We start from the raw sequence: 11,374 nt of genomic DNA on the forward strand, positions 1-11,374 counted from the left end.
GGCACAAGAGGAAGTGGCCATGCTGCGCGGCAAGACCTTGCACCTCGAGGAGAACAGCCCGACGAAACCCTCGTCCGGGCGGCCAAGGCCCTGGCCTCGCTGCCGCGCCTGCGCATCCTGCAGTCCCTGGCGAACGGCGGCCGCTCGGTGAGCGAGCTCGCCCAGGCGCTCGACATGCCCGCCTCGACCGTCGCCGCCCAGATAAAGATCCTTGAAAGCGCCAAGTTCGTTCACACCGAACTCCAACCGGCCAGCCACGGCCTGCAAAAGGTCTGCACCAGGAGCTACGACAACGTGCTCCTGCAACTCCCCCAGCTGCCCGTCAACGGCGAAAGCAAGAGCCTCGAGGTGTCCATGCCGGTCGGCGCCTTCACCGGCTTTGAAGCGAGCCCGACCTGCGGGCTGGCCAGCGAAACCTCGCTGATCGGCTACCTGGACGATCCCCTCAGCTTCTATGAGCCGGAGCGCAGCGGGGCGGGGCTCATCTGGTTTCGCAGCGGCTACCTCGAGTACGCCTTTCCCAACCGGCTGCCCAGGGCCGCCGTGCCCAAGAGCCTGGTGGTCAGCATGGAGGTCTGCTCGGAGGCGCCGCTGCACAACAACCTCTGGCCGTCTGATATCACCCTCTGGATCAACGGCGCCGAGGTCGGCACCTGGACCTGTCCGGGCGACTTCGGCGGCCAGCGGGGTCAGCTCACGCCCGAGTGGTGGAGCACGAGCGACTCGCAGTACGGCGTCTTGAAACGCTGGCTGGTGAACGGCGAGGGCGCCTTTATCGACGCCTTTCCGCTCTCGGCGCTGACCATCGGCGAGCTGGCACTCGAGCGCCAGCGCGTGATCACCGTGCGCGTCGGCGTCAAGCCGGACGCGCTCCATCGGGGCGGCCCCAACCTCTTCGGCCGCTCCTTTGGCAACTACCCCCAGGACCTGACGCTGCGCCTCGAGTACCTTCCAGGGCAGTATCAGCGCGATCAGCCAAGCCCCGCGCCCCGGCGCCCAAGGAGGTCCATCCAGGCCAAACCCCACTCGCATCCCTAAGCAACCTCCGCGAAAGCCCTCTAGCCTAAAAAAGCCCTCTAGCCCCAAAAAGGAGACCCCCATGAAGCCCAAGCTTGCCAAACCCCTAGCGGCCCTCGCCGCGGCGGCGCTGAGCGCCTCGCTGCTGGGCGCCGCGCTCGCCCAGGACACGATGAGCCTGCCCGAACAGTGCTCGGCGGTCGAGCTCCAGTACTGGAACCCCTTCACCGGTCCCGACGGCCCCTACATGGGCCAGCTCGTGGACAGGTTCAACGCCGAGCATGAGACCATCACCGTCACCATGAACACCCTGCCCGAATACGGCACCCAGCTCACCACCGCGGCGGCCTCGGACACGCTGCCCGACGTGGCCATCATCTGGGCCGACCAGGTAGCGACCTTTGTCTTTAGGAACGTCTTCCGCCCCATGGACGACATAGTCGAAAGGATAGGCCTCAGCGGCGACGCGTTCCCCGAGGCCGTCTGGGCGGCGGGCGAGGTCGCCGGTAGGCGCTACGCCATCCCTCTGGACGTCCACCCGCTGGTGATGTTCTACAACGCCGACCTGATGAGGGAAGCCGGCACCGAAACGCCGCCGCAGACCCGCGAGGAGTTCGAGGCTGCCGCCGAAGCGATGACGGGTGGCCGCGACTACGGCTTCATGCTGACCACCGGCTTCCCCGTCGAGCAGATCTTCCGCTCGCTCCTGCACCAGTTCGGCGGCGAGGCCTTTGACGAGGACGGCGCCGAGGCGACCTGGAACAGCGAAGCGGGCGTGCGGGCCCTGGAGTGGATGCGCAGCGCCCAAGGGCAGTACGGCGAGGAAAACCTCGAGGTCGACTCTGAACTGAACGCCTTTCGCGGGGGCAGCGTAGGCATGATCTGGAACGGCATCTGGCAGACGACCAACCTGACCGGCGACGCGGTGATGTTCGACGGTCAGGCCACGGCCTTCCCGCAGATCGGCGACCAGGGCGCGGTGTGGGCCGGTTCGCACCAGTTCGCCCTGCCGGTCCAGAGCAGCGAAGACGAGTGCCGCGACGCCGGGGTGGGCGTCTTTATCGACTACGTGCTGAGCAACTCGGTCGAGTGGGCCAGGGCCGGCCAGATTCCTGCGCTGACCGACGTGCGCGAGAGCGAGGAATTTTTGGCCGTCGAGCCGCAAGCCTCGATCGCGCCCTCGGCCGACGAGGCCATCTTCCCGCCCTCGGTTCCCGGCATCACCGACACCTTCGGGATCCTGAACGAGGCCGTCGCCTCGGTCATGGCCGGCACCGCGACCGACGTCCAGCAGGCTTTGGACGACTCGGTGGCGCGCGCCAACGAGCTGCTCGAGCAAAACCGCCAGACCTTCGGAGACACCCCCTGAGCGCGGTCAACTATCGCTGACGCTGGGTGCCGGGCAATTTGCCCGGCACCCAGCTCCTTCTCCAGGAAAGGTAGCTAAGGTATGGCAACGACCGCACCACGGCGAGAAGCAGCCCCCCATACGCGCGCGAAAGGGCGCAGGTTCAGCCTCACGCCCTACCTGTTTATCTTGCCGCACCTGTTCTTTTTTGGCCTCTTTATCGGCTACCCCTTTTTCAACGGCCTGTGGATCAGCTTTCACGAGTTCGACTACCTCCGGCCCGCCAGCACCCGCTTCGTCGGCCTGCAAAACTACCTGAACCTCTTCTCGCCGGGCACCCTCAAGTTCAACGAGTTCTGGAACGCGCTCGGCAACACCGCCCAGTTCGTCCTCTACAGCGTGCCGCCTCTCGTCGTCATCCCCCTGGGGCTGGCGGTCCTCTTGAACACCAAGACGCCCGGCCGCAACGTCTTTCGCGCCATCTACTTCGCGCCCTGGGTCTTGTCGGTGGCGGTCGTCGGCCTGCTCTGGTGGTGGATCTTTCAGAGCCAGGGCGGCCTGGTCAACTACTACCTTTGGGACCTGGGCGTGCGGCCGCCGCGCTGGCTCTCCTCGCTGCCCTGGGCCTGGGTGTCGATCGTCATCGCCACGCTGTGGTGGACGATCGGCTTCAACATGATAATCTTTCTGGCCGCACTGCAAGACATCCCCGGCTTTCTCTACGAGGCCGCCTCGATCGACGGCGCGACGGGCTGGCAGCAGTTTTGGCACGTCACCCTGCCCATGCTCCGGCCCGTCCTGCTCTTTATCGTGATCATCACCATCATCGCCTCGTTCAACCTCTTCGGCCAGCCCTTTTTCATGACCGCGGGCGGGCCGGCGCAACCGGGCGGCGGCGGCGCCACCGAGCCGGTCATGCTGAGGATCTACCGCGAGGGCTTCGAGCGGCCCTTCCAGGGCAGCGCCGCGGCGATGTCCTTCGTGGTGGCGACCATCATGATCGTCATCTCCTACGTCCAGTTCAGGGTCTTCCGCCAGCGCTAGCCTGGTGATTTTTACCTGGCAGCCCTCGTCAGCGAAAGGAGCCTTCCGTGGCAAGCGACACCTCTTCAAAATCTGGTTCAAGGTCTGGTTCAAGGTCTGGTTCAAGGTCTAGCGGCGCAGCTAGACTCGCGCGGCAACGACGCACGCGCCTGCTCGTCCAGCGCGTCCTCATCTACGCCCTGCTCATCTTCGTGGCGCTCCTGGTCGTCCTGCCGCTCCTGTGGATGCTCTCGACCTCACTGAAGCCCAAGGCCGAGTGGTTCACCCGCGAGATCCACTGGCTACCCATCACCTTTACCCTCGAGAACTACCGCACGCTGCTGGACAACCCGAGCACGCCCATCGCCCGCTGGTTTTTAAACTCGTTCATGGTGGCGACCATCTCCACCGTGCTGACGCTCACGGTCACCTCGCTGGCCGCCTACGCCTACGCGCGCATGGACTTTCCCGGCCGCCGCGGCCTCTACACCCTCCTCCTGGCGACGCTGTTCATGCCCGGCATCATGTTCCTGATCCCCAACTTCCTGACCATCTACCGGCTGGGGCTCTTGAACTCCTACACCGGGGTGATCATTCCCGGTCTGGCCGGCGTCTTTGGCGTCTTCTTCCTGCGCCAGTTTTTCGAGAGCATCCCAAGAGAGCTCGAGGAGTCCGCTGAAATAGACGGCGCCACCAAGTTCCAGACCTTTTACAAGATCGTCCTGCCGCTCTCCAAGCCCGCCCTGGCGACGCTGGGCATCCTCACCTTTTTGGCGAGCTGGAACGACTTTCTGTGGCCGCTGCTGATCCTCCGCGACCGGGCCCTGCAGACCTTGCCGCCCGGCCTGCGCACCCTGCAGGGCGCCTACACCTCCGAGTACGGGCTGATGATGGCGGGCGCGGTGGTGGTGGCGGTGCCGGTCCTCGTCATCTACCTCTTCTTGCAGCGTTTTATCGTCGAGAGCGTCGCCAGCACCGGGCTCAAAAACTGATGGCGCGGTCAAGGCGCGTCCTCCTCGCGCTCCTGCTGGCGCTCGGCTGCGCCCTCGCCCAGGAGACCTTCCAGAACCCGGTTCTCAGAAACAACTTCCCCGACCCGCACCTCATCCGCGTGGACGGGGTCTTTTACGCCTACGCGACCAACAGCATGAGCATGCACGTGCCGGTCAGCCGCTCGAGCGACCTCGTCAACTGGGATATACCCAGGAACGCCATGCCCGCCCTGGCCCCCTGGGTGCGGCTGAACCGGCCCGACGTGTGGGCGCCGGAGGTGCTCGAGCTGGACGGCCGCTACCTGCTCTACTACACCGCGAGGGACCGCGACTCCGGCCGGCAGTGCATCGGCGTGGCCATGAGCGACGAGCCGGGGCGCTGGTTCCGTGACGAGAGCGAGCGGCCGCTGGTCTGCCAGGTCGACGAGGGCGGCTCGATCGACGCCAGCCCCTTCGCCGACGAGGACGGCACGCTCTACCTCCTCTGGAAAAACGACGGCAACTGCTGCGGCATGGCGACCTATCTCTACGTCCAGGAGATGACGCCCGACGGCCTCGGCCTGGTCGGCGAGCCAGCACGCCTCATCCGCAACGACAAGCCCTGGGAGGGCCGCGTCGTCGAGGCGCCGACGATGTGGCTTCAGGACGGCCGCTACTACCTCTTCTACTCGGGCAACTCCTATGCCGGACACGAGTACGCGGTCGGTTACGCCGTCTGCGAGACGGCGACGGGGCCGTGCCAGGAGGCGACCGAGAACCCGATCCTCTCGAGCGTCATGACCGAGCGGCCGCCCATCGTCGGCCCCGGGCACCAGACCATCACCCTAGACGACGAGGGCCAGACCTGGCTCGTCTACCACGTCTGGGAGGTGACCTCCGCCGGGCTCAGGGGCGAGCGCCGTTTGATGTGGCTGGACAGGCTCGAGTGGGAGGAGGGCAGGCCGGTGGTACAGGGGCCGACGAGGGGCCCGCAACCCGCCCCGGCGATAGGCGGCCAACCCTGAGGGCCTGCCGGGCGTCTACAGGTTGCCGGGCGCGAGGCGGTCTCGAGCAGGAGCAGCCGGACAGGAGCCATACACCCTGGGCCAAAGGCTTGGGTGGTATAAAGAGCTGTGTTGACCAGTCTTGGAGAGGTCCTGGGAAGCCCTGCGCTCCGGCTGGCGGAGCGCTGTGGCTAAGGCTCGAGCCCCGCGCCAGAGCGAGGAGCGCCTCGAGGAGGAGCGGGAGTTTCCCGACGCGCTGATCGCCGGCCTGCCGGATATCTTCTACCTGGCCCGCCTGGACTTTGCCCTCAAGGCCGCCGGCATGGGGGTCTGGGACTGGAACATCACGGCGGGTAAGGTGAGCTGGTCGGAGGGCTGGGCGCGGCTCTACGCCCTCGAAGAGGGGTTCGACGGCGCCCAGGACGAGTTCATGGCGCTCATTCACCCGGACGACCGCGAGCGCGTCGCCGAAGCGATCAGGCGCGCCCTCGCAGACGATCAGGATTACGCCGTCGAGCACCGCGTCCTGCGCAAGGACGGCAGCCTGCGCTGGATCGCCAGCATCGGCGACGTCTTGCGCGGCGCCCGGGGTGAGCCCCTGCGCATGAGCGGCATCGCGCTCGACATCACCGAGCGCAAGGAGGCCGAGGAGGAGCGGGAGCGGCTGCTGCAGAGCGAACACCAGGCGCGCGTCCTGGCCGAGACGGCCGGCCGCCGGCTGAGCTTCCTGGCGGAGGCGAGCACGGTCCTGGCCTCCTCTTTGGATTACGAAGCGACGCTCGACAGCGTGGCGCGGCTCGCTGTGCCCAGCATGGCCGACTGGTGCGCCATCGATATTCTGGACGAAGCGGGCGGGCTCCAGCGCCTGGCACTCCAGCACGTCGACCCGAGCAAGGTCGCCTTTGGCCGGGAATTGCAGAGCCGCTACCCTCCCGACCTGACGGCGGAGCGCGGCATTGCCCGCGTTCTCCGCACGGGCGAGGCGGAGTTCTACCCGGAGATTTCCGAGGCCGTGCTCGAGGCCGCCGCGCAGGACGCCGAGCACCTGGATATCATCCGCCGGGTGGGCATGCGCTCGGCGCTCATCGTGCCGCTCGAGGTGCGCGGCAGGGCCATCGGCGCCATCACCTTCGTCCTGGCCGAGTCGGAGAGGCTCTACCACGAGAGCGATCTGGAGCTCGCCGAGGAGCTCGCCCGCCGCGCCAGCGTCGCGGTAGACAACGCCCGCCTCTTCGCGGCGACCCAGGATCTAAACGAGAGCCTGGAGCAGCGCGTCATGGTGCGCACCGAGCAGCTCGAGCGGATCAACCAGGAGCTCGAGGCCTTCGCCTACGCCGTCTCGCACGACCTGCGCACGCCGCTAAGCGGCATCGACGGCTTTTCGCAGGCGCTCGTCGAGGACTACGGCGACAGCCTGGACGAGACCGCGGGCTACTACTTGGAGCGCATCCAGTTCAACACCCGGCGCATGGGCCAGCTCATCGACGATATCTTGAAGCTGTCGAGGGTGTCGCGCCACGAGCTCAGGCTGGAGAGCGTCGATCTCTCCAAACTCGCCGTCGCCGTCGCCGAGGGCCTGCGCGGGCACTACCCGAACCCTCACCTCTTCCGCTGCGAAGGGGGCCTGGTGGCGGAGGGTGACAGAGGCCTCTTGCGCATCGCGCTCGAGAACCTGCTCGACAACGCCTGGAAGTTCAGCTCTCTGAGCGACCAGGCCCTGGTCGCCTTTGGGCGCACCGAGGGGGACGGCGAGGCGGCCTACTTCGTCCGCGACACCGGCGCGGGCTTCGACATGGACTACGCTCACCAGCTCTTCCAGCCCTTTCGCCGGCTGCACACCGAAGCCGCCTTTACGGGCACGGGCATCGGCCTCGTCACCGTCAAGCGCATCGTCGAGCGTCACGGCGGGCGCATCTGGGCGAAGGCCGAAGCGGGCAAGGGCGCCACCTTCTTCTTTACCCTGGACGCCGGCAAGATGGTAGACAGGAGCCAAATCCACCTCGAGTGAAGAGCAAGGCCACCTGGTGGTCTGGCTCGGTTCAACGGTAGTAGCGAAAGAGCAGCTCCGCCGCGCAGGCCGGCCTCTCCTGCCGGTCGTTCTCGAGCGTCACCGCGAAGCTCACCTGCACGCCGCCCGCTACCACGGTCACTTCAGCGACCCTGAGCCACAGCCGCAGCCTCGAGCCCACCAGCACCGGCGCGGGCAAGCGCACCCTGTTGAAGCCGTAGTTGACGATACTGCCGGCCTCCTCGACCGTCAAGAGCTCCATCAGCAGCGCCGACAGCAGGCTCAGGGTCAGGAAGCCGTGGGCGACGGTCCCGCCGAAGGGCGATTCGGCCCTGGCCCGCTCGGGGTCCACGTGAAGCCACTGCGCATCGCCCGTCACCTCGGCAAAACGGTTCACCCGCTCCTGGTCGATGTCGAGCCAAGGACCGGGGCCGAGCTCGAGCCCTACCGCCGCCTTCAGTTCGTCGACTGTCTTGAACGTCGTCATATCCACTCCTTAGCCCTTGTCGACAGCCCTTGTCGACGGGGCCGCGCTCAATCCCCCTGCCCCCTTATCAAGGGGGTGCCCGCTAGGGCGGGGGATCAAAGGCAGCACCCAGGAAATCACATGATCACCCAGATTACATCGCCAGGTAGGCCGCCTGAACCTCCGGGTCCGCCAGCAGGTCCCTAGCCGCGCCCTCCTTCTTGACCTCGCCGTTCTCGAGCACATAGGCCCGGTCGGCCAAGGCCAGGGACTGCCTGACGTTCTGCTCGACCAAGACCACCGTGACGCCTTCGCGGTTGACCTCTTTGAGCGCCCTGAAGACGATGGTCACCAGGGCGGGCGCTAGGCCCAGGCTGGGCTCGTCTACCAGCAGCAGGCGGGGCCGGCTCATCAGGGCCCGGCCGATGGCGACCATCTGCCGCTCGCCGCCCGAGAGGGTGCCGGCGAGCTGGCCCTTGCGCTCGGCCAGGCGGGGAAAGAGCGCGTAGACGAAGCGCAGGCTCTCCCCCGCCCTCGCCTTGGCCTCCGGCAGGTAGTCCGCGCCGCTCATCAGGTTCTCGAGGACCGTCATCAGCCCAAAGAGCTGCCGCCCCTCGGGCACGTGACCGACCCCGCGCCTGACTACCTGCGCCGCCGTCAGGCCGCGCAGGTCCTGGCCAAAGGCGCGTATCGCACCGCCGCGCACGGGAATCAGGCCCGAGACCGCTCGCAAGAGGGTGGTCTTGCCCGCGCCGTTGGCGCCGACGATGGAGACGAACTCGCCCTCCTCGGCGCGCAGAGAGACGCCCCAGAGCACCTGGATCTTGCCGTAACCGGCGCTCAAGTCCTTGATGTCCAGGAGCATCAGGCTACCTCCTCGCTGCCGAGATAGGCTTCGATAACCTTGGGATGGCGGGTGACCTCGGCGTAGGAACCCTCGGCAAGCTTCTTGCCGTAGTCCATGACCACCACCCGGTCGGCGAGGTCGCGCACTACCGGCATCACGTGCTCGATGAAGATGACCGTCACGCCGCTCTCCTGCACGCTCCTAACCAGGCCCACCGCCTCGCGCGCCTCGGCCGGGCGCAGGCCGGCCATCACCTCGTCCAAGAGCAAGACCTCGGGCTGGGTGGCGAGCGCCCGGGCTATCTCGAGCCGCTTTTCTTCCATCAGGGTCAGCTCCTCGCTGGGCTTGTCGCGGATAGCCGCAAGGCCGCAGCGCTCCAGGGCCTCCGCGGCGATCCGGCGGCCCTCCCTTTCGCCCACGCCCGCCTTGCCGAAGAGCGCGCCCACAAGTACGTTTTCTAGGACGCTCATCTCGTGGAAGGGCTGGACCACCTGAAAGGCCCGGCCGATGCCCAGGCGACAGCGTGCCGCGGGGGAAAGGCGGGTGATGTCCTCGCCCCTAAAGTGAACCTTGCCGCTCGACGGCAGGGTCATCCCCGAGATCATGTCGAGGGTGGTCGTCTTGCCCGCGCCGTTGGGGCCGATGATCGCCAGGACCTCGCCTCTTTCCACGGTAAAGGAGAGGTCGGCGACCGCCGCCAGACCGCCGAAGTTCTTGCCGAGACCCGCCACGCTCATCAGGCTGGTGTTGGGGCGACTGGTGTTGGGGCGACTGGTGTTGGGGCTCACCGCGTTCTCCTGCGGCTGCCCAGCCTGCGGCCCAGCGCGTTCAAAAGCCCCACCACGCCGCGCGGCATGAACAAGATCGACAGGACCAGGACCACCCCGTAGCCGATCAGATAACCCTCGGAGAGGGTGCGCCTGAGCGTCTCCTCGAGCCCCGACAGCAGCCCCGCGCCCAGGACCGGCCCGAGCGTGGTGTAGAGCCCGCCGAAGATGGGCGTGACCAGCGCCAAGACGGTGATGGCGACGCTGAAGGTCTCGTGGGGGTTGACCGAGCCGACCCGGTGCGCCTCGACGGCGCCCAAGAGGCCGACGATAAAGCTGGAGAGAGCAAAGGCCAAGAGCTTGTAGCGCGCGGGCCTGACCCCCATCACCGCCGCCACCTGTTCGTTGGTGCGAATGGCGGTAAAGGCCGCGCGCAGCCTCGAGCGCTGGATGTAGACGCTGATGAGGAGCGCCAAGACGAGCAGCCCGGCGTAGACGAGAAAGTAGGCCTCGCTGCGGAGAAAGGCCAGCTCCCAGCGCTCCATCTCCCCCGCCACGAACTGCGGCCTGAAGAGCGGCGCCACGTTGATGCCCGCCGCGCCTCCCGCCACCCTGGTGGGCAGTTGATGCACCACCGCGCGCAGGACCTCGGTAAAGGCCAGAGTGGCGATCGCGAAGTAGATGCCCTTGAGCCTGAGCGTCACCGAGCCGAGCAGGAGCGCCAAGGCCGCCGCCACCACGCCGCCCAGAGGAATGCCCAGCCACAGCGGCAGCTCAGCCGTTCTGAGCAAGATCGCCACGCTGTAGGCGCCCGCGCCGTAAAAGGCCGCGTGGGCCAAGGACAACTGGCCGGTGCGGCCGAGGATGTCCCAGGACAAGGCCAGGATGGCCAGAGTGAGACCATTGACGGCGATGGCGAGGTAGCTGACCGAGGCCCGGCCGTAGAGGTCGCGCAGGAAAGAGGGCACGAAGTAGAGCAGGACGGCCAGCGCCGCCACCAGCAGCAGGTCGCGCAGGAGCCCCCTCACGCTACTCTCCAGCCGCGCCAGACCAGGACCACGAAGATGATGGCGAAGAAGACCGCGTTGCGCAGCGCGTCGCCGCCCGGCACCATCGTCGCCACCAGCGACTCGGACAGCGCCACCAACAGCGAGGCCCAGAGGATGCCCCTGATGTTGCCGAGCCCCGCCAAGACCACGATGGCGAAGGCCTTCAGGGTAAAGGCGAAGCCGACGGTGGGCGTCGGCGACTGGATGACGGCGATCATCACGCCCGCCAGCCCGGCCAGGGCCGCCGACAGCGCAAAGGCGACGAGGTAGATGCGGTTCACCTCGAGCCCCACCAGGCTGGCGCCGATGCGGTTTTGCGCCACCGCCCGCATCGCCTTGCCGAAGGGCGTGGCGGCGAGCACGTAGTAGAGGCCGCCCACCAGCAGCAGCGAGACGAGAAAGCTGGCAAGCGGCACCACCCCGATGCTCACGCGGCCTAAGAGGGTCTCGAACTGGTAGCCGATGGCGCGGTAGGGCACGCCTGAAATGGTGCGGGGATCGCCGCCCCAGATGAGCAGCGCCAGGTTCTGCAAGATGATGCCGATGCCAAAGGTCAGGAGCATCTGGTTGAGCTCGGGCGCGCCCAAGACGTAGTGGATGGTGCCCCTATAGATGACCGCGCCGAGAGCGAACATCGCCGGCGCGACGAAAAATAACGAGACGACGGGGTCGAAACCGAAGGTGACGAAAAGCGCGTAGGCCAAAAAGGCCCCGACCATGAAAAACTCGCCGTGGGCGAAGTTGACGATGCCGATCACGCCGATGGCGATGGCCAGGCCCACCGCCACGAGCGCATAGAGCCCGGAGGCGAAGACGCCCGAAACAATCGCTTGCAGCAAGAGAGAAAGGTCCATATCGTTTTATCGTTTAGGGT

11 protein-coding genes are annotated in these 11,374 nt (G+C 66.9%); 6 read left to right on the forward strand and 5 right to left on the reverse strand.

The annotated features are described in order from the left end of the window. The first annotated feature begins 114 nt into the window (after positions 1-114). The 6 genes from M3498_18790 to M3498_18815 all read left to right on the forward strand — a co-directional run bounded on the left by M3498_18790 (position 115) and on the right by M3498_18815 (position 7,371). Positions 115-1,038, forward strand: a complete 924-nt coding sequence (locus M3498_18790; protein MDQ3461315.1) for an ArsR family transcriptional regulator — start codon at positions 115-117, stop codon at positions 1,036-1,038. A gap of 61 nt (positions 1,039-1,099) precedes the next feature. Further along, positions 1,100-2,386: an ABC transporter substrate-binding protein gene (locus M3498_18795; GenBank protein ID MDQ3461316.1), complete on the forward strand. Its 1,287-nt coding sequence runs from the start codon at positions 1,100-1,102 to the stop codon at positions 2,384-2,386. An 81-nt stretch (positions 2,387-2,467) separates the two neighbouring features. Beyond that, entirely contained in the window at positions 2,468-3,409 is a 942-nt protein-coding gene (locus M3498_18800; protein MDQ3461317.1) for a sugar ABC transporter permease, read from the forward strand. A 47-nt stretch (positions 3,410-3,456) separates the two neighbouring features. Then, the gene (locus M3498_18805; protein ID MDQ3461318.1) at positions 3,457-4,380 is read left to right on the forward strand and encodes a carbohydrate ABC transporter permease; all 924 of its coding nucleotides are present in this window, start codon (positions 3,457-3,459) and stop codon (positions 4,378-4,380) included. Further along, entirely contained in the window at positions 4,380-5,384 is a 1,005-nt protein-coding gene (locus M3498_18810) for a glycoside hydrolase family 43 protein (GenBank protein ID MDQ3461319.1), read from the forward strand. The genes M3498_18805 and M3498_18810 overlap by 1 nt, the downstream gene beginning before the upstream one ends. 166 nt (positions 5,385-5,550) lie before the next feature. Continuing rightward, the gene (locus M3498_18815) at positions 5,551-7,371 is read left to right on the forward strand and encodes a PAS domain-containing protein (GenBank protein MDQ3461320.1); all 1,821 of its coding nucleotides are present in this window, start codon (positions 5,551-5,553) and stop codon (positions 7,369-7,371) included. 31 nt (positions 7,372-7,402) lie between these two features. On the opposite strand, the gene M3498_18820 is transcribed toward M3498_18815, so the two are convergent. From M3498_18820 to M3498_18840, 5 genes are all read right to left on the reverse strand, one after another. Beyond that, positions 7,403-7,858, reverse strand: a complete 456-nt coding sequence (locus M3498_18820) for a MaoC family dehydratase (protein MDQ3461321.1) — start codon at positions 7,856-7,858, stop codon at positions 7,403-7,405. Positions 7,859-7,991: 133 nt separating this feature from the next. Further along, a complete protein-coding gene (locus tag M3498_18825) occupies positions 7,992-8,702 on the reverse strand; it encodes an ABC transporter ATP-binding protein (GenBank protein ID MDQ3461322.1) in 711 nt (236 codons plus the stop codon). After that, positions 8,702-9,421 (reverse strand): ABC transporter ATP-binding protein, encoded by a 720-nt coding sequence (locus M3498_18830; GenBank protein ID MDQ3461323.1) that lies wholly within the window; start codon positions 9,419-9,421, stop codon positions 8,702-8,704. The genes M3498_18825 and M3498_18830 overlap by 1 nt, the downstream gene beginning before the upstream one ends. Before the next feature lie 47 nt (positions 9,422-9,468). Further along, positions 9,469-10,479: a branched-chain amino acid ABC transporter permease gene (locus tag M3498_18835; protein ID MDQ3461324.1), complete on the reverse strand. Its 1,011-nt coding sequence runs from the start codon at positions 10,477-10,479 to the stop codon at positions 9,469-9,471. After that, positions 10,476-11,354 (reverse strand): branched-chain amino acid ABC transporter permease, encoded by an 879-nt coding sequence (locus tag M3498_18840; GenBank protein ID MDQ3461325.1) that lies wholly within the window; start codon positions 11,352-11,354, stop codon positions 10,476-10,478. The genes M3498_18835 and M3498_18840 overlap by 4 nt, the downstream gene beginning before the upstream one ends. Between the last annotated feature and the right edge of the window lie 20 nt (positions 11,355-11,374).

Source organism: Deinococcota bacterium (assembly GCA_030858465.1).
In the GTDB taxonomy this organism is placed as follows: domain Bacteria; phylum Deinococcota; class Deinococci; order Deinococcales; family Trueperaceae; genus JALZLY01.

Bases quoted from the DNA above. Each gene is read 5' to 3' on its own strand.
- M3498_18795 (MDQ3461316.1), top strand. From the start codon at position 1,100: ATGAAGCCCAAGCTTGCCAAACCCCTAGCGGCCCTCGCCGCGGCGGCG.
- M3498_18800 (MDQ3461317.1), top strand. From the start codon at position 2,468: ATGGCAACGACCGCACCACGGCGAGAAGCAGCCCCCCATACGCGCGCG.
- M3498_18810 (MDQ3461319.1), top strand. From the start codon at position 4,380: ATGGCGCGGTCAAGGCGCGTCCTCCTCGCGCTCCTGCTGGCGCTCGGC.
- M3498_18820 (MDQ3461321.1), bottom strand. From the start codon at position 7,858: ATGACGACGTTCAAGACAGTCGACGAACTGAAGGCGGCGGTAGGGCTC.
- M3498_18825 (MDQ3461322.1), bottom strand. From the start codon at position 8,702: ATGCTCCTGGACATCAAGGACTTGAGCGCCGGTTACGGCAAGATCCAG.
- M3498_18830 (MDQ3461323.1), bottom strand. From the start codon at position 9,421: ATGAGCGTGGCGGGTCTCGGCAAGAACTTCGGCGGTCTGGCGGCGGTC.
- M3498_18840 (MDQ3461325.1), bottom strand. From the start codon at position 11,354: ATGGACCTTTCTCTCTTGCTGCAAGCGATTGTTTCGGGCGTCTTCGCC.